12 protein-coding genes are annotated in these 19,248 nt (G+C 55.6%); 4 read left to right on the top strand and 8 right to left on the bottom strand.

What is annotated here, in order from left to right; all coding sequences use genetic code 11:
- Positions 1–32: 32 nt before the first annotated feature.
- Complete coding sequence (locus tag OHL21_RS14375) at positions 33–1,118, top strand: c-type cytochrome (protein ID WP_263417974.1); 1,086 nt, start codon at positions 33–35, stop codon at positions 1,116–1,118.
- Positions 1,115–2,713, top strand: a complete 1,599-nt coding sequence (locus tag OHL21_RS14370) for an acido-empty-quinoprotein group A (RefSeq protein WP_263417973.1) — start codon at positions 1,115–1,117, stop codon at positions 2,711–2,713. The genes OHL21_RS14375 and OHL21_RS14370 overlap by 4 nt, the downstream gene beginning before the upstream one ends.
- A 307-nt stretch (positions 2,714–3,020) precedes the next feature.
- Here OHL21_RS14370 and OHL21_RS24495 read toward each other — a convergent pair whose 3' ends face one another.
- The 7 genes from OHL21_RS24495 to OHL21_RS14340 all read right to left on the bottom strand — a co-directional run bounded on the left by OHL21_RS24495 (position 3,021) and on the right by OHL21_RS14340 (position 11,357).
- On the bottom strand, positions 3,021–3,371 hold the full coding sequence (locus tag OHL21_RS24495) for a transcriptional regulator (protein ID WP_399258565.1): 351 nt from the start codon (positions 3,369–3,371) through the stop codon (positions 3,021–3,023).
- A 438-nt stretch (positions 3,372–3,809) separates the two neighbouring features.
- Positions 3,810–4,730, bottom strand: a complete 921-nt coding sequence (locus tag OHL21_RS14365; RefSeq protein ID WP_263417972.1) for a universal stress protein — start codon at positions 4,728–4,730, stop codon at positions 3,810–3,812.
- 265 nt (positions 4,731–4,995) lie between these two features.
- Positions 4,996–5,439, bottom strand: a complete 444-nt coding sequence (locus tag OHL21_RS14360; protein ID WP_263417971.1) for a CBS domain-containing protein — start codon at positions 5,437–5,439, stop codon at positions 4,996–4,998.
- Positions 5,440–5,657: 218 nt separating this feature from the next.
- Positions 5,658–6,344, bottom strand: a complete 687-nt coding sequence (locus OHL21_RS14355) for a phosphoribosyltransferase (RefSeq protein ID WP_263417970.1) — start codon at positions 6,342–6,344, stop codon at positions 5,658–5,660.
- A gap of 486 nt (positions 6,345–6,830) precedes the next feature.
- Positions 6,831–8,384, bottom strand: a complete 1,554-nt coding sequence (locus tag OHL21_RS14350; protein WP_263418046.1) for a PAS domain S-box protein — start codon at positions 8,382–8,384, stop codon at positions 6,831–6,833.
- A gap of 55 nt (positions 8,385–8,439) precedes the next feature.
- Positions 8,440–10,329 (bottom strand): glutamine--fructose-6-phosphate transaminase (isomerizing), encoded by a 1,890-nt coding sequence (glmS, locus tag OHL21_RS14345; protein ID WP_263417969.1) that lies wholly within the window; start codon positions 10,327–10,329, stop codon positions 8,440–8,442.
- Between the two features lie 59 nt (positions 10,330–10,388).
- Entirely contained in the window at positions 10,389–11,357 is a 969-nt protein-coding gene (locus tag OHL21_RS14340; RefSeq protein ID WP_263417968.1) for an NAD-dependent epimerase/dehydratase family protein, read from the bottom strand.
- A gap of 366 nt (positions 11,358–11,723) precedes the next feature.
- Here OHL21_RS14340 and OHL21_RS14335 point away from each other — a divergent pair, with 366 nt between their 5' ends.
- Both OHL21_RS14335 and OHL21_RS14330 read left to right on the top strand, forming a co-directional pair.
- On the top strand, positions 11,724–12,872 hold the full coding sequence (locus OHL21_RS14335) for a DegT/DnrJ/EryC1/StrS family aminotransferase (RefSeq protein ID WP_263417967.1): 1,149 nt from the start codon (positions 11,724–11,726) through the stop codon (positions 12,870–12,872).
- A 3-nt stretch (positions 12,873–12,875) separates the two neighbouring features.
- Entirely contained in the window at positions 12,876–14,216 is a 1,341-nt protein-coding gene (locus OHL21_RS14330; protein ID WP_263417966.1) for an exopolysaccharide biosynthesis polyprenyl glycosylphosphotransferase, read from the top strand.
- 48 nt (positions 14,217–14,264) lie between these two features.
- On the opposite strand, the gene OHL21_RS14325 is transcribed toward OHL21_RS14330, so the two are convergent.
- Complete coding sequence (locus tag OHL21_RS14325) at positions 14,265–19,025, bottom strand: beta strand repeat-containing protein (protein WP_263417965.1); 4,761 nt, start codon at positions 19,023–19,025, stop codon at positions 14,265–14,267.
- Between the last annotated feature and the right edge of the window lie 223 nt (positions 19,026–19,248).

The following is a 19,248-nucleotide window of genomic DNA, read 5'->3' as shown; positions in this document are numbered from 1 at the left end:
AAGAGATGTTCATCACACCTATGATTCACGTTATGCGATTGTCTCGTCTTTGCTTTCTGCTGACGACCACCCTGGCGCCCCTCGCTGCGATTGGGCAAGCACAAAGCTCGCAGCTACCGGAAGGTGTGCACCGCGACACTGTCCAGCGCGTCTGCTCGAGCTGTCACTCTGTGCAGATGTTCGCCGCGCGCAGGATGAGTCGAGAGCAGTGGGGAACTACCGTTTCGAGCATGATCGCCCGCGGAGCAAAGATCAACGATGACGAGTTCGACCAGATCGTCGGCTATCTGGCAACGACTTTTCCTCTCAACGGTGAGGCCGCTCCGGGCACGGCTACAACGAAGCAAGCCAAGGTTCCGCGCAAGCCCAGCCTGATCGACCAGGCCGGCTCCGACGACAAGCAGGTCGTCGATGAGGATGCCGCCGCTCGCGGCAAGACGGTCTACATCGCGCAATGTATTACCTGCCATGGAACACGAGCGCGCGGCGGCAGCCGCGGCGCTGATCTGGTGCGATCGGTGGTGGTTTTGCATGATCGGTATGGCAGCACCATCGGACCGTATCTCGCTCAGGGACATCCCAAATCCAAGCCGGCGGAGCTGACCCAGGAACAAGTGAAGGATCTGTCTCACTTTCTACATCAGCAGATCGGCGACACACTGCGTACAGGACCTTATAACAACCCGCTGAATATCCTGGTGGGTGATGCCGAAGCGGGCAAAGTTTACTTTGAAAAGACTGGCGGCTGTATAAAATGCCATTCGGTCACGGGCGATCTTGCTCATATCGCCGGTAAGTATGCTCCCCCTGCTCTTCAGCAGAAGGTTGTGTTTCCGCAAAACCGGGCGATCACCAGACAGGGCACGGCTTCGCGTCAACTCCGCACCACCATCACCGTTACGACACCTTCCGGTGCAACTGTGACCGGCGAACCGTTGAATCTCGATGACTTCAATGTGTCTCTTCGAGACGCGGACGGACACTATTTCAGTTTTACCCGCAGTCCTCAGCTCAAGGTAGAGAAGCACAATCCGTATGCGGGTCACGACGCCCTACTTGACACATATACCGACAAGGACATTCACGACGTCGTGTCATACCTGGAGACTCTGCAATGAAGCTTTTTGCAACGTTCTTCCTTGCCCTGCTAACCTTTGCTTCCGCGCGCGGTGCCAGCGCCGAACAGCAGGCAGGCGGCGGCCTTGATCCGGCGGTATTACTCAACCCAACGCCGGACACCTGGCCGACTTACAACGGAGATTACTCCGGCCGGCGCTTCAGCACGTTGGCTCAGATCAACGATAAGAATGTTAAATCGCTCAGTCTCGCTTGGCTTTACCAGTTACCCAATCTGGGCGATGGAATGGTCCGGCGGCTCGCTGGAACGCCGGTTGTTGTGAACGGTGTCATGTATATCACTGTGCCTGACCATGTATGGGCCATTGATGCGCGGACAAGCAAGCCATTGTGGCATTACGCCTGGACTTCCAAGGGGGGCATTCACCTGGGAAACCGCGGCGTTGGTGTCTGGGGTGATTCCCTGTATTTCGAAACGCCGGACTGCAACCTGGTCGCTCTGAATCTGACTGATGGCGCAAAGCGTTGGAGTCAGTCCATCTGCGATCTGGATCAGATGTATTACGCATCGATGGCGCCGTTGGTAGTGAAGAATCATGTGATCACCGGCGTCAGCGGTGATGATCTTGACCGTCCCGGGTTTCTCGAAGCCCACGATCCGGAGACCGGCGCGCTGCAGTGGCGCTGGTCGGTTGTACCCAAGCCTGGCGAGCCGGGGTCTGAAACCTGGCCAAATGCCGATGCGATGGCACACGGCGGCGGCATGACGTGGATCTCACCAACTTACGATCCGGAATTAAACCTGCTGTACATCGGCACTGGGAATCCGCAGCCGGTGATTGCCGGCAGTGGACGCAAGGGCGCCAATCTTTATACAGAATCCATCGTTGCTCTTCATGCAGACACCGGAAAGATGGCCTGGTATTTCCAGCCATCACCGCACGACACCCACGACTGGGACGCAATCCAAACCCCGGTCCTGTTCGATGGCGAGATAGAAGGCAAGCCGCACAAACTGCTGGCACAGGCGAGCCGCAATGGCTGGTTCTTTGTCCTGGATCGCGAGACGGGGAAAAACTACGTCAGCTCGGAGTTCGTGAAGACAAACTGGACCAAGGGGCTGGACGCTAAGGGACAGCCGATACCCAATCCCGCCAAGGAGCCGCAGATCCCGGGTGTGCTGGTCACACCGGATTCCTCGGGCGGCGTGAACTGGGCGCCTTCGACGTTCAGCCCGAAGACGGGATTGTTCTACATCAATGCCACGCATTCGTATTCGATGTTCTACATCTACGACGATAGCCAGAAACCGGAAGGCTGGGGAGGACATGGTATCGGCACATGGTCAGAGGCAATGTTGCAGGCGGTGGACTACCGCACCGGAAAGATCAGATGGAGCCACAAGTGGGAAACATCGGGTGGAGAAAGCGGGCTGCTTAGCACCGCAGGCAATCTTGTCTTTGCCGGAGATCCAAACAACAACCTCGTCGCACTCGATGCGACGACTGGCAGCCCACTCTGGCACGTAAACCTGGGAACAGGCATGTCAAACGGCCCCATCACCTATGAGCTCGACGGCCATCAGTACCTGCTTATCGGCGCCGGGGATAAGCTATTTGCCTTCGTTATGAACTAAGCACGCTAGAACGAGAAGTCAGCCAGCCAATTCGATTTTCTGGGCAGACATTCTCCACTGAGGCCTGTAAGTAAAGTCGGACGACGCACATTCTACCCGCACCGGGTAAATCGAGCAGGAAGGGTTACTTTAGTTTAAAGGTAACTATAGGTAACTAGAAAAGGTTACCAATTTTCTTTCACTGTGTCTTACCTAGCTGGCCTGGTGAATCTTCTCCTCGCGCTCCCGAAGGGATTGTAAGTCAGATAGAAATAAGCCCTCTCTCGTATCGACTTCAACGAGTGATAGGTCAGGTGTTTAGAATTGGTTACACCGCAGCCCGGGAAGAAGAACTGAGTCTCCGCCAGATCTGGCTTAGAGACTGGACGAATCCCGATCCTCTCGATGGGCGCTTCCACGGGTCACTTTCTGGGAAAGCCAGCCCCTGCTGTGAAATGCTTGCGGCGATCCGGTAGCCGTAACGGGGGACCGTTTCAACATATTCTCTCCCGTCGGACATCTTACCCAGCGTAAGTCTAAGAAGATAGACCGTTTGGACAAGGGTATGGTCTTCCACGTCGGAGCCGGGCCATGCTTCGCGCAGCAGGGTTTCTTTTTTTACTGCGTTGCCTTCTCCCTGGAGAAGGACGCGAAGCAGACTGAGTTGCTTCGAGGGCACAGGGACGGTCTGCACTCCCCGGGACAGCGTATCGGGAGACGTCTCGAAAATATAGTCACCGAAAATATAAACACTTCTCACAGGCCTTCTCCGCGGAGGTCGAAGTGATCTTTCAGGTTCCCTTGTAATGCGGGAAAATCATAGCACGTATAAAACCGACGAGGGGCATTTTTATGGTGTTTTCATGAGTATCGATCAATTTGGCGGTAATTCAGGCAACTACTTGTTAGCAATATATAGCAGGCGGGATAAATCCACCCTGAAAGCGTGAGTCTCCACGAAAGCTTAATTCGAGCTTAATTAATTCAAAGAGTACTTGCTTACATCTGAAACGGTTTTCTGTCCTGTCTAAGCCGAGCTTATAACTTCCTGCCAGCGAAAGGAACACTTGGCAGAATTTGGCGCATTCAATTTCAGGTACCGCCATCCGCAAGTAGATCATTCGCCCGTGGAATCGGGAACGGCGAGGACTGGGCATTTCGCGATATGTAGGACCTTACTAAGCGTGCTATGCGGGGAGTGGTCTGCCAGGGCACGATGGCGGCCGGTCCCCGTAACAATAAGGGTCGCATCGCAGTTACTTTCCATGGCCAATATCTCTTCCGCCGGGTCGCCGTATGCGAGCTCCATATGGGGGCTGCACCACAGGTCTGCGGTTTCCGGCAAGAGAAACTCCAGTTGCAGTCTGCTTGCATTCTCGCTTTCTTCGCGGCGCCCGCTTGCTACGGACTCTTTCTTAACCATGGCATGAAATATCGTGAGCATCGACTGGAACTGTTCGGCCAGCGCTGCTGCGTATCTCGCGGCGCGTGTGCCGGTTGTCGTCAGGTCGGTCGCAAAGAGGATTGAGCCAAATAAATTGGATGTTCGCTGACACTTAGGTCCTGTTATGAGCACAGGACAAGAAATATGCCTCATCACACTTTCGGCCACCGATCCGAGTGCGATGCGGGCTATCCCCAATGAGGCATGGGTCCCAAGCACGAGAAGGTCGATCTTTTTCTCTCGGACGGCTTCCAGAAGCACCTCTTCCGCACCACCGAACGCAACGACTTTTTCGATCGACACTGCATTTGTCCGACGTGAGCGAATAACTTTGTTGAGCTCCTCCTTCGCTGACTGGACAAGAGCGTCAACAGCCTCTGGAACAATGCCGGCCGATGCCATGCTGGGCAGCATCAACGAGATGGCATGTGCAATGTAAAGATGCGATCCGAATTGTTCTGCGAATTCGAATGCGACATCGAATGCCCGCTCAGCCGGCTCAGAAAAATCGGTGCCAACGAGGATTCTTTCGAAGGAGATTGGTGAAGCTACCAAATGATTGCCGGATGGTTTTGGAAGCCTTGAAATGTTCATTGGTGGCCCTCCGGAGAACGCGAGGCCACACTATCCCGGCTGAGGGTACCGCAGTGATTGAGGTCACATCAGGAGAGATCGATCAAAGCATTTTCCTGTAGGCGTAGTCCAGAGCATCTGTATCTATAGGCGTTTTTCGCATGAAAACGCCCGCTGTACGACCTTTCCGGGATATCCAGCAACAGGGAAAATGCTCTAGACAAGCTCAAGGCCGAACGAGAGCAAGGGCGCATGGCGTTATCGATTTGCGCCCTCATGTTCGAGGTCAGGCAGCCAGGATGGGTTCTGGTCTTGAGATAGTTGAAACGGTCGATTGCAGGTGTTGCGCATCATCGTGCAAGGCGACATCCGCTTGGGACACTATGCCGATGCAGGAGCCGAGTTCGTCGACGACTGGCACCCGGCGAATACGATGCAGGCGCATTTTTTCTTCGCAGATGTCGAGGGGATCGCTCGCCCGGCAGGTAATAGGGTTCATCGTCATTACATTGAAAACAGGGACAGCGGCGTTCCGTCCCATCGCGACCAGCTTCATAGCGAGATCGCGATCGGTGATAATCCCGATGAGATGCTGGCTGTTTTTGTCACTCACAACCGGAATAGCGCCCACATGATGTCGTCGCATAAGTTCGGCTGCGCGCTGGCACGATTCCGTCGAAACACATGCCACAACGGATTTACTCATTGCATCTTTTACTGTGATGTTCATACCAGATACTCCCTCCCGCATGTCAGGCCTGATGATTCTCCAAAGAACAATCGCGAATCTATGCGATGGCCTGAGGCGCGTCAGGCGGTTTGCTACGGTTCTTCACGTTCCAGCCATGACGATCTTTCCTTCGTGGTATTCATGTTCGTCCCGAGGTGTGCCGCGTGGATGTGATACGGATCACTGTTCCAGACAGGAGTAAGAGATATTGGAGCCACTCAGGGACCGACCGGCAGACTTCCGCCTTCCGCCTTTTGTGAAACGATGCCCATAGAATTTTCATTCAAAAGGGTGACTACTTGCTGATCGGTGGTCTGTCCAAAATCCTCATAGAACTGGCCTACGGCATAAAAGTCAGTAGGTTCACTTACAACAAACAGCTCGTCGACCTCGCGAGAGAGCCATGCACAGGTAGAGCGAGGGGCAACCGGAACCGCAACCACAAGGTGCGCGATATTGATGGAACGGAGCGATCGCACAGCCGCCAGGATGCTAGCCCCCGTCGCGATGCCGTCGTCAACCAGGATGGTGGTCTTTCCCTCCAGCCGGAGAGCTGGTCTTTCGTGCCGATAGAGCCTGGCACGTTCGTCCAACGTAGCCTTGGCCGCACGCGTGATCTCCTCTACTTTCTCGGGAGTGATTCCTGCGCTGCGGATCACGGCATCGTTGAAGTACCACCCCTCACCTTCTGAGACGGCGCCAAATGCATATTCTTCGTGACCTGGGACTCCGAGCTTACGGGCAAGAAAGATGTCGAGAGGGAGATGGAGGGCATGGGCTACGTGAGATGCGACGGGGACGCCCCCACGTGGAATTCCAAGGACAACGGTGTCCGGCCGATTTGTGAACTTTTCGAGAAGCTGTGCCAATCGCATGCCGGCATCGGTACGGTCTTTGAATTTCATTGCCTCTCCTCGCTCAGTTCACTGTGGAGTGTGTGCACTCCTCTTTTGTTTTCTTCTTAGACGAGTGAGCAGCGCGCCGCCTGTTCCGACGATGATGAAAAGAAAGCCAATAACGGTGATCAAAATGGGAACAAGCGTCTGCATTGACGGCTCCCTCCTTCTGCAGGGAGGTTTCCGAACAGAGCATTTTTCCTGTAGGGGTAGCGTAGGGCTTCCGCATCTATGGGCGTTTTCCGTAATGAAAACGCCGCTGTACTCCTCTTTCGGGATACCCAGCAACAGGGAAAATGCTCTAGAGCTACCAATAAGTATCCGCGCTTCAGACACAAAGGAAGGTGATGCCAATCACAACGATTAGTTTTCCCGGGTTTCGGCTCCCGCATCCCTGGTAGGTGTAGAGTAGGGCTTCTGCATCTATGGGCGTTTTCCACAATGAAAACGCCGCTGCACTTCTCTTCCGGGATACCCGGCAATAGGGAAAATGCTCTAAGCAGGTAGAGTGAATGAGAACTCGCGTCCAATGCCCGGATAGCTATTAATGAACAGTTCGCCGCCGTGCATCTTGATCAACTGACGGCAGATTGCTAGATCCAGACCGATACCTTCCTTGGCGCCTCCGGTCCTTATCTCTGCCTGATAAAGCTTTTCGAAGATCTGGTCCAAATCACTGGGCGGATTTCCTGCTCCATTGTTGAGTACAGATATCCGGATCCCTTCTTCCTGCTCGATAGCTCGAATCAATACCGCTCCTCCGTCCGGGGTGAACTTGATGGCATTGATGAGGAGCTTGTGGAGTACCTGGCGTACGTATGTGGGATCCGCGAGGATCCGGAGGTTCGATCTCCATTCCGACTCCAGTGCAACGCCCTTCGCCATGGCCCGACCGCGAACCGAGTCGACAATCTCCCGCAGAAGATGCGTAATATCGATTTCCCGGGTGTGAAGATGGACTGTGCCGGCCTCGATCCTGCTTAAATCGAGAACGTTATTCAGGGTTGTGAGCAGATGTTCCGAATCGTATTGAATGTGCTCGATCATACGTATCTGTGCAGGGGAAAGCGAACCGTGGATTTCCTCCCTGAGAAGGCCGGCAAGGCCGAGAATGGTATGGAGCGGCGCTTTCAGTGTGTGGCTTACGTTTGCTATAAATTCGCTTTTCAAGCGATTAAGACGTTCCGACTCCTGCTGCCGTGCGACTAATTCCTTCAGATAGCTTTCGTGAATACTTCGTAGTTGCTGTTCGGCGCTCCGCCGTTCCGATATATCTCGCATCACGACGATCATAGTTCCATGATCATCTTTGCTGGTATTGAGGGCGATCTCTATGGGAAACTCTGAGCCATCCTTTCTTTGGGCGTTGACCTCAAGGCAGTGTAACGAGCATCGCCTTTTCGACGTCATAAAGACCGAGAGGCCGAGTATCTGTTTGCTGCGGTGTGCGGGAGCGATAAGTTGCTCTATGGGTTGCCCGAGTAGTTCTTCGCGGCGGTACCCAAAGAGTATTTCCGTTGTTCTGTTTGCTGTCACAATATCGCCATCTTGATTGACTTCCAGAACCGCATCGGGAGCACGGTCAACCATCTCTTTGGATATTCCTTCAACATGTGGCCGGGTGAACTGCTCTTCATCCTGTTTACCGCCGGTGATATCGCGGGCGATCTTGGCGACGCCGATCACGGCCCCGTTGCCATCTTCGATTGGGAAAAGATTGAGTGAAATGTGTACGCGTTTGCCATCCTTGTGCTTTCTGGATGTCTCAAGTCCGCGGATTTGTTCGCCTTGCCGTACTGCAGAGAGCAGTTCACGCATTCTCTGTTCTTCTCCCGGCCATGCGAGAGAGAGAACGGAATTTCCGATAGCCTCCTCAGCGGTATAGCCGAACATCTGAGTAGCCGCGCGGTTCCAACTTATGACTGTGCCGTCAAGCGACGCGCCCATAATCGCCGCATCGGAGGATTCGACGATCACTGCGAGCCATTGTTCGGGGAAGCTCCATGGACATCGGAGGGGGAGGTCAGCACTACGCTTCGAATTTTCCATAGACCAGATATGCAGGACGCTGGAACGCAGGTCCCATCTTTTTAGGATCTCCTGTTTATTCCACGGTGACGCTCTTTGCGAGGTTACGAGGCTGATCGACATCACATCCACGCTCTACGGCGATGTAATAGGCGAATAGTTGCAATGGGACAACTTCGAGGATGGGCAGTAAGGCTTCCACGGTCGATGGAATGAAGATTACCTGCTCGACAAGCCGGGAGATCTCTTGATCGTCTTTGCATGCGATGGCAATGACACGCCCATTGCGCGCCGTCACTTCCTGGATATTGCTGAGGGTCTTTTCGTACTTGAGTACACTTACGGGATCATTTGGATCTTTCGTCGCCACACAAACCACTGGCAGGGTTTCATCGATCAGTGCGTTGGGACCATGCTTCATTTCACCGGCCGGATATCCCTCAGCGTGAATGTAGCTGATCTCTTTCAGCTTTAGTGCTCCCTCCAGAGCGATGGGATAGTGAATTCCGCGACCGAGAAAGAGAGAATCCTCTGCACGGTAGAACGCCTTCGCAAGCTGCTCGCAGACGGGCGCAGCTGTGCGCAGAACCGCATCAACCTGGTTGGGGAGATCCCTGAGCGCCGAGAGAAGCCGGTTGCATTCCTCGCTGCTCAGTGTCTTGCGGACCTGCGCAAGGTAAACCGAAAACAAAAACAGAGCTGTTAGTTGTGCCGTAAATGCCTTTGTACTGGCAACACCAATCTCAGGACCTGCGTTGGTGGAGATTGATCCCAGGGCTCTGCGGGGGATGGCGGAGCCGATAACATTGCAGACCGCAAGCGTCGGCATTGTGTTTGCAATCATCTCTGCCTGTGCGGCGAGTGTATCTGCTGTCTCCCCGGATTGGCTGACGAGGATTCCCAGATCAGTCTTTCCTAAGATAGGTGTGCGGTAGCGGAACTCGCTGGCGTAGTCGACCTCAACAGGAAGACGCGCAAGCCGTTCGATCATGAATTTCGCTACCAGGCTCGCATGCCAGCTTGTGCCGCAGGACGCAATGACAACACGTTGTATCTTGAGAAGCTCTTCTTCTGACAGCTTCAGATCAGGCAGGCTGACCCGGCCAGTGGTCGTTGAGAGACGGCCTCTGATCGTGTCACGGACGGCGCGGGGCTGCTCGTAGATCTCCTTGAGCATGAAATGCGGGTAGCCTTCCTTCTCTGCCTGGGCCGCATCCCATGCAACATATTGCGGTGGCCGCGAGAGAGCATTGCCCTCGAAGTCGCTGAACTGTACGCCGGCAGGTGTCAGTACGGCGAGATCACCATCCTGGAGAAAGGCGATATTGCGCGTATGGTGAAGAATGCCTGGGATGTCGGAAGCCAGAAAGTATTCGCCGTTTCCAAAACCGATTACAGCCGGCGGGCCGCTTCGGGCTGCGACCAGTTTTCCTGGATCATGGGCAGACAGTACACCGATAGCAAAGGCGCCTTTCAACTTTCGGACCGCACGCCGAACTGCTTCTTCCAGGGGCAGAGGCGCCGAGGAGCCCGGAACATCGTCTGCGTCGAGGAATTCCTGTTCGATCAGATGCGCGATGATCTCTGTATCGGTCTCCGTGACGAAGACATGCTCCTTCTCCTCCAGATCCCGCTTGAGGGTGAGGTAGTTCTCCACGATTCCGTTGTGGACAACAACGAGGGAGCCGGAGCAGTCGCGGTGAGGATGTGCGTTCTCTTCTGTCGGACGGCCGTGTGTCGCCCATCGTGTGTGTCCCAGACCATAGCTGCCGGTCAGCGGCATACCGGCAACCAGAGCCTCCAGGTTGCGAAGCTTGCCAGGTGCACGATAGATAGACAAGTCGCCATCACTATCGGCAAGTGCGATGCCGGCCGAATCATATCCTCGGTATTCAAGACGGCGCAGACCTTCAATAATGACAGGGACAACAGGTTTCGGACCAACGTATCCGACGATTCCACACATGAGGTCTCCTTACTCAAGATCACGTGATCTTATGTAGATGGGCCGCACTCGCGGCGTCGTTAGGCTGTGTGTTTGGTGATGGTAAGTGCTTCCCGCTCAAGGAACCATTGCACAGTTTTTGCGATACCGTCCTTGAAATTGCTGATGGGTGCGTACTTGAGCGTACGTCTCGAAAGACTGAGGTCGGCTTCAGAATGCTGGACGTCGCCGAGCCTTGGGGCCGTATAGAGTGCTCTCTTCTTGAAGCAGAGGAAGTGGGCCAGTAGGTCGTAGGTCTGGTTAAGGGTGTGACTCTGCCCGGTACCGATGTTGAAGACTTTCCCGGAGACCTCGGCGGCAGGAGCATTGCATGCCAGGAGGTTCGCAGAGACTACATTATCGATGAAGGTGAAGTCCCGGCTCTGATTGCCGTCACCGAAAATCAATGGAGACTCGCCTTTCAGCATCTCAGAAGCAAACTTCGCGATAACGCCGGAGTAGGGTGAATCGAAGCTCTGCCTCGGACCAAAGACGTTGAAGTAACGCAGGCATACGCCCTCAAGCCCATATACATGCCAGAAACTACGGACGTAGTACTCGCCTGCGAGTTTCTGTGCTGCATATGGAGAGAGGGGTTCCGGCAACATCTCCTCATGTTTCGGTTGTGACGACTTATTGCCATAAGCGGAGGACGAAGCCGCATAAACCACTCGGGAAACGCCGGCATCCCGTGCGGCCATAAGGACGCTCAGTGTTCCATCTACATTGGCGACATGCGTCGAGAGGGGGTCGCGGACAGAGCGCGGAACGGATGCGAGTGCTGCCTGGTGAAGGACAAAATCTACACCACGGCAGCACTCGCGCAGGCGGCTGGTTTCGTTGACATCCATGACCCGGAAATCAAGGTCCCGAATGACGCCATCAAGATTGTGAACGTCACCGGCTGTAAGGTTGTCTACTCCAATCACCTCGTGCCCTTGTTGTAAAAGTTCATGCGCGAGGGACGATCCGATAAACCCTGCTACTCCAGTGATAAGATAACGTGCCATCCTGCCGACTCCTGGACCATTCTGAGAATCGCCATGGTAGGTGCATTTCAAAGACCATAGCGAAATGGCCCAACAACAGCCGCTCAAATCCACAATTTCCGCAACTGGCGTACGGATACATAAAGGGAGCAAGGACTTGCGGCATGCGGCGGCGAATAACCCGGGGGCAGCACTTTTGTAAAAGTGTGCAAACGGTTGCATCGCTTCCGAAGCTTGTAAGTCCTGCAAATTTCGTTTCCTGCGTGTAATTCGTGCCTGGTCGCTACTTTGAAGCAAACCCAGGTCTGGCTGCCGGCGTGCAAAGAAGCCGTTATGAGGGTGACCTGTGCCTCATAGGCCGGCGGATCCACAGGGAGGGAAGAGCCAATGCAGAAGATTCAAATGCTCAATCTGGAGCGCCAATATGCATCGCTTCGCGAAGAGATCGACAAAGCGATTGAAAACGTGCTGGAAAAGCAGCACTTCATCCTCGGACCTGAGGTGGCCGCGCTTGAGTCAGAGGTTGCGAGTTATTGCCAGGTGGGGCACGCGGTAGGTGTCGCCTCGGGAACCGATGCGCTGCTTCTGGCCCTGAAGGCTGCTGGAGTTGGCCCCGGCGACGAGGTCATCGTTCCGGCTTTTACCTTCGTTGCCACGGCGGATACCGTGAGTTTGCTGGGGGCGACGCCAGTATTTGCCGACATTGATCCAGTCACCTACACCATGGACGTGAATGGGCTGGAAGCGCTGGTGGGGCCGGCGACAAAGGCGATTATTGCGGTGCACCTCTATGGACAGGCGGCAGATATCTTCGCAATCGCGAAGTTTGCACGCGCACACAATCTTGTGTTTATTGGGGACACGGCACAAGCACTCGGCGCCAAATATGCCGGAGATGCGGTCTGCTCGTTTGGAGATTTCGGATGCCTGTCCTTCTTCCCCAGCAAGAACCTCGGCGCATACGGAGACGGCGGCATGATTGTGACGAAGAACGCCGAACATGCCGCGTATTTGCGAATGGCGCGCGCCCACGGCAGTGCGAAGAAGTATAAGAGTGAATTTCTTGGGTGGAACAGCCGTCTCGACGAGATCCAGGCGGCGATCTTGCGGGTCAAGCTTCCACATCTCAATCAATGGAACGAGCAGCGACGTGAACGCGCAGCTCTCTATCATCAGGTGCTACGGGATATCGATGAAGTAGTGCTTCCGGAGACCGTGGAGGGCCGGACGCATGTATTTCACCAATACACGATCCGGGTTCCAAATCGTGACGCCGTGCAGGCGGAACTACGCCAGTTAGGGGTGGAAACAGCCGTTCATTATCCCATTCCACTGCACCTCCAGCCCATGTACGAGCACCTGGGATATAAAAAAGGCCGCTTACCCGAGGCGGAGAAGGCTGCAGGGGAGGTGCTCTCATTGCCGATTTATCCCCATCTGCTTCCTGAGGAGATTCACTACGTCGGCGACGCGTTGAAGCAGATCATGGCGAAACCTGAGATGCGAACCAAAGTGATCCTGGCACAGGTGAGCTGATATATGAAGATTTGCGGAAAAGCATTGCCTCCAAGGGCGGCGCTGCTCCTCTCTCTGGACTTTGTTGTTCTGGTGATTGCGGCGCCGCTCCTCTTTATCGTGCCGCTTGTCGCGGGATCGAGCAGCAAGCCCATTGGTGCGGTTCTGCTAGGCTTGCTGCGGCTGATGCTGGTAGGAATTGTCTGTCAGGTTATCTTCTACTATCACGATCTCTATAACCTGCAGACAGTTCGAATTCCCAGAACCACGATCGTGCAGGTTCTGCGCGCCTTCGCTCTCCTGTTTCTGCTGCTGGCCATGGGAGTATTGCTTCTGCCGTGGCTGGCCCCCGTGCTGTCAAAGGTGTTGCTATTCGCCGGCTTTCTTGCACTGGTGACGCTGGTTTCGAGAAGGCTGGCTCTGCCTCGCAACCGGCAGCGGGTTCTTGTCGTGGGTGCCGGTGACGAGGCGGCGGAGTTACAGGCGATTGTTCTTTCGAGCCCGGAATGGAATATGGAGGTAGCCGAGATTGCGCCTCCTGCCATGCTGACGAAGGTCCTTCAAAGTGAGAAGGGGGCAGGTGAGGCGTTCGAACGTATCATCGTGACCAACGTGAAGGCACAGTCTGACGAGAACCTGGAAACATTGCTGAGTTGCAAGATGGCCGGCACGGAGATCGAGGATGCTCAGGCCTTCTTTGAGAAGGCAACAGGAAGAGTCCGCGTCGATCATCTGAGTGCTGAACAATGTATCTTTTCAGACCGCTATAGCAATCGGATAGGGAAGCGATTTGCGAAGCGGATCTTCGACCTTCTGGTTGCTGGAATGCTATTGATCGTTACCAGTCCGGTTGTTTTTATCGTTGCATTCGTGATCTACCTGCAGCAGGACGGTCCAGTGTTTTACCGGCAGCAGCGTGTCGGGCTATTTGGAAAACGGTTCAGTATTCTGAAGTTTAGAACGATGTCGCCGGTGACATCGGTACAAAAGACCGGCTGGGCCGGCAATGAGACACATCGTATTACTCCATTGGGGAAGCATCTAAGGAAATATCGTATCGATGAGTTGCCGCAGCTCGTCAATGTATTGCGTGGCGAAATGAGTCTGATTGGGCCTAGACCCGAGCAGCCTCACCTGTGTGAGGTACTTGAGCAGCACGTGCCGTTCTACAAACACCGTCATTCAGTTCCTCCTGGACTAACCGGATGGGCGCAGGTGCGATACCACTACGGTTCCACGATCGAGGAATCAAAGCGCAAGCTCGAGTACGACTTGTTTTATGTAAAACATCTTTCACTTTGGCTCGATTGTGCAATCGCGCTGGAGACGGTGAAAGTGGTCCTGGTGGGGCGGGGCGCTCTTTAAAAGAAAACGGGGAGCGCAAACTTCGCGCCCCCCGCGGCAAGAGGGATTCTACTGGTAGGCTCCCATCGACGGCGTAGAGCCTCGCGATGCGCCCTCGATGTCGATGGTGGAGGTTATGCTTTTAGTGCCGGCTGCCTTCGCCGGCGATTGTGACTGCAGCGCGAAGTTTCCGGTTGAGACGAACAGCGGGTTTGAACCTACGGGTGATGAATCCCAGGACGGCGCCGCACCTGCTCCGTACCACAGGTTGTGGGAGCCGCTGACATTCGTCGATCCACTTTCGACATAGGGCTGAGAACCGGATGGCTGTGAACAGATATTGTTCGTCAGGTGTAATCCGGCTCCGCTGCTTACTACACCAAAGCACCCGTTCTGGTTTCCGATCGTGTACGCTCCTGCGTCAACCACGGTGTTGTTATAGACCTCAACATTACCGCTGCTTGACCCCGCCGCAGGGTCAGTGTTGATGGCGATGCCGGTTTCATTGGCAACTCCATAGGGATTGGAAGCAAGGGCCACATGTGCCACAACATTGTTATAGATTTCAACCGTTCCCTCTGACGGATTTACGGAAGCAAGTGCAATGCCGTCGCAATAGGAGTTGGTTACAACATTGTCGTGGATGTGCAGGTCATACTCGTTGTTGCCAAGGGTAGCGTGGAACATGATGCCGCGGCAGTAACCTTTGAAGTTCTGGCCGACATCGTTCCAGCCTACTTCGGCATGGTTGACATTACTCGAGAAGTAAACCGCGTGATACGTCTTGTCGACGTTGCCACCGGTGTCATGCACGTTGTTGCCATCGAAGACCCAGGTTTCGGATGGGTCGGTGGTCTCTCCAAGAGCGCATGCGGTTCCACCCAGGCCCGATGGGGGTGCAGGGCAGGAGAGGCTGTTATTGATGATGCGGACGTTTCCGGCTTCAGCATCGATCGCCGAGCTTTGGCCTACGATATTGAGGTTTGCGATGGTGGCGTACTTACCCCATCCGTGAACGCCATACGTAATGGAAGGACTCCCCACATTCACCGTTCCGCCGGGATAGCCCACGATCGATAGCTGGCTCGTTGGCGAGGAACCGCCAATATCGATGGAGATCGCCGACTTGTATCCACGGCCGTCATCGAAGCTGACATCCGTACCCGGAAGCAGATAGATGACCGTATTGCGTACCGGCGTCATGGAGTCGGATGAAGTTACAGAGTTGAAGGCTGCACGCCACGACTTGAAGGGTGAGGTGAAGCTGCCTGTGTTGGTGTCGGCTCCGTTCGGTGAGACAAACACGATATCTGTTGGTGTGACCGTGAAGGGCACGCCATTCGAGGCCGCGCCATTTACGGTGACGACAATATTGCCGGTCTTCGCCGCACTGCCAAGCTGCGCAATGATGGTCGTATCGCTCCATGAGCAGAGGCTGCAATTCGTGACCAACGGCCCGCCAAGGACGACGGTACTGCTGCCCTGGGTTGAGCCAAAGTTGCTGCCGAAGATGCGGACGTAGACGCCGTTTCCGTTGTCTCCGCCGGTGCCGCTGCCAACGTTCAGATCGGTGTAATTGATGTGCGGTCCTCCCGATGAGCCTGGGGAGGAGGAAGAAGCTGCATTGACCGTCAAAGTCACCGTACCCGTCGTGGATGCAGCGGGAGAGCTGGAATCAGTGGCTTTGATGGTGAGCGCGGATGCGCCCGCAGCTGTCGGCGTGCCGGAGAGCGAGCAGTTGGTCAGCGTGAGGCCTGCCGGGACTGTGCCGCTGGTCAGGGAGCAGGTGTACGGTGCGGTGCCACCGGAGACTCCGATTGCGCCGGTGTAAGCCGTTCCCACCGTGGCGGCCGTAGAGGGAGAAGTAATCGTCAAGGAAGCAGCGGCAGCCTTGACGGTGACGGAGACAGCGCTGGTCGTCGAGTTTGCAGGGCTGCTGGAGTCGGTTGCCTTCACGGAGAGTGAGTAATTTCCCGCCGCGGTCGGCGTTCCTCTGAGCGAGCAGCCGCTGAGCGTGAGACCCGGGACCGATCCGCTCAGGAGCGAGCAGGTGTATGGTGCGGTGCCACCGGAGACTCCGATTGCGCCAATGTAAGCCGTTCCCACCGTGGCGGCCGTAGAGGGAGGAGTAATCGTCAAGGAAGCAGCGGCAGCCTTGACAGCGATGGAGACAGCGCTGGTCGTCGAGTTCGCAGGGCTGCTGGAGTCGGTTGCCTTCACGGAGAGTGAGTAATTTCCCGCCGTGGTCGGCGTTCCGCTGAGCGAGCAGCCGCTGAGCGTGAGACCCGGGACCGATCCGCTCAGGAGCGAGCAGGTGTATGGTGCGGAGCCACCGGAGACTCCGATTGCGCCAATGTAAGCCGTTCCCACCGTGGCGGCCGTAGAGGGAGGAGTAATCGTCAAGGAAGCAGCGGCAGCCTTGACAGCGACCGAGACAGCGCTGGTCGTCGAGTTCGCAGGGCTGCTGGAGTCGATTGCCTTCACGGAGAGTGAATAAGTTCCAGCGGTGGTCGGCGTTCCGCTGAGCGAGCAGCCGCTGAGCGTAAGCCCTGGGACCGATCCGCTCACAAGTGAGCAGGTGTACGGTGCAGCGCCGCCGGTGATACCAATCGCACCGGTGTAAGCAGTACCTACGGTGGCGGAAACAGGCGAGCTGATCTTAAGCGTGACAGACGTTGGAGCGATGATGTTCAGGGGCACCGTTGCCGTCGTCGTATTTGAAGCGGAGTCCGTTGCCTTGATGGACAGGCTATAGGATCCGGCCACAAGCGGAGTTCCGCTGATGGCACAGTTATTGAGAGTAAGTCCGGAGGGCATGCTACCGGTAGCCAGTGAACAGGTATACGGAGCCGTGCCCCCCGAGACCCCGATGGTTCCGTTATAAGCGACACCAACGCTTCCAGAGGGTGGTGCGGTGAGGGCCAACGTTACTGGATCTGCGGCGATATTGAGTGTGACCGGTCCCGTTGTGGAGTTAACCGGACTGCTGGAGTCGGTTGCCTTGATGTAGAAGGTGGAGTTGCCGGCAGTTGTGGGGGTTCCAGTCAGCGAGCAACCGGTCAGCGTCAATCCATTAGGAATCGTTCCACTTGCCAGTGCGCAGGCGTAGGGTGCTGTTCCACCTGCAACACCAATGGAGCCGTTATACAGTGCTCCCACGGTACCCGATGGCGGAGAAGAGAGTGTGAGAGTTGCCGGCGGGGAGACGGCGGTCAAAGTGATGGATGCGGTCGCCGAATCTGCAGGATGGTTGGAATCGGTCGCTTTTACGGCCAAGCTTGTGCTGCCTGCTACCGACGGGGTTCCGGTAATGGTGCAGTTGTTGATGTTCAGACCCGAAGGCAGCGTCCCGCTAACAATGGAGCAGGAATAAGGGGAGGTTCCGCCGGTGACGCCGATCGTGCCATTGTAGGTTTGTCCAACGGTGGCCGTGGATGGCGAGGTGATCGTCAGCTGCGTCGCAGCACTCTGGACAACGACGGAGATCTTCTTCTTCCCCTGAGCCGTGGGTTTGGATGAGTCCGTGGCGCTGATACCGAGCGTGTAAACACCGGCTGCCGTTGGAGTGCCCTGGAGCGTGCAATTGTTCAGAAGGATGCCGGTGGGTAGTGTGCCGTCGGTCATGCTGCAGGTGTATGGACCCTTTCCACCTGAGACGCCGATGGAAGCAGAGTAGCCAGCACCTACAGTCCCCGAGGCAGGAGAGGTAATGTCCAACGTGGCTGCGTCCGCGATCGTGAGCGCCAGGGTCTTGCTGGAAGCGGATGTACCAGCCGCATCAGTGACTGAGAACACCAACGAAGAGTTGACGGCGGCAGTAGGTGTTCCACTGATGGCGCAACCTGAGAGCGACAAACCGCTCGGTAAGTTGCCGGATGCAACTGCGCAGGCATAGGGAGATACTCCTCCGGCTGCCGTGATGGCCGCAGTATAGGAGGCACCGACGGCGCCTGATGGCAACGATGTGGTCGTGACTGCCAAGGTTGATGCAGCGACGGTAAGGGTAAGGGGTGTAGATGTTGATGCTCCAGTATCGTCCGTGACAGTTACCGTAATCGCGAATGTGCCCGCAGCGGCAGGCACGCCGCTGATGATGCCGGTGGGAGAGAGTGTGAGACCAGTCGGAAGCGAGCCTGATGAGGCAGCCCAGCTATACGAGGAAGAGCCGCCGGCGGCGGAAAGCTGAGTCGAATACCCTGCGCCTACCGTGCCGCGCGGAAGAGAACGGGACGTAATGGAAATCGTAGATGCTGTCGAGCCGACGCGGATCGTCTTTGGGGTAAGGACGTTCGTCTGCGCGTTACTGGCATCGGTTGTCTTGAAGGTGAATGTATATGTGCCGGCAGTTGTGGGCGTGCCTGCGATCTTGTTTGTAGACGGATCAAAGGAGAGGCCCGCCGGAAGGTTACCAGCGGAGATCGATGATTGAACCGGATTCGATCCTCCCGAGGTTGTTAACAAGCCCGAGTAGGGAGAGCCAACTGTAGCGGAATCCAGATTCGCCGTTACTGTCAGTTCCGGATTGACGGTAACTGCGATGGACCCAGCGTCGCTTGCCGAGGCAAGAGTGGCATTGATGGTTGTGTGGAGCTGGGATGATATCGCCTGGGGTGCGGTGTAGTTGATGTATCCAGATCCAGGGGTGACGGTGCCGCAACTTCCTTTTTCAGAGCATCCCGGTCCATTGACGGTCCAGGAGATGCTGGACGCGGTTGTTGCGGGAATCTGGATCGACTGGCCGGCGTTCAGCGTAATCGTTGACGTATTTGAAGCTGCCTTGACCCCGGATCCACCCCAACCGCACCCATTGGTGCCGAGCAGGAGAAGCATCAGACTAGAGAGGAATAAGGGAAACCCGAAAGAACGGGTGCAAGATACAGTTTGGTGTTGAGTCTTTTTAAAACAAACAGAAATTTCCTTGAGCACGCGCTCGTCTCCCTGAAAAAGGTGAGGTGAAAAAAATATGTCGAATGAAGCCCGACTTGGTGAACGTGTGCAAAGGCTTGCAATCCTGTCTCCGCTGATTCCAAACACCTAAGTAATTGATTTTTCG

This window comes from Terriglobus albidus (genome assembly GCF_025685425.1).
Classification (GTDB): Bacteria; Acidobacteriota; Terriglobia; order Terriglobales; family Acidobacteriaceae; genus Terriglobus; species Terriglobus albidus.
This window is presented reverse-complemented; position numbering and strand designations above follow the sequence as displayed.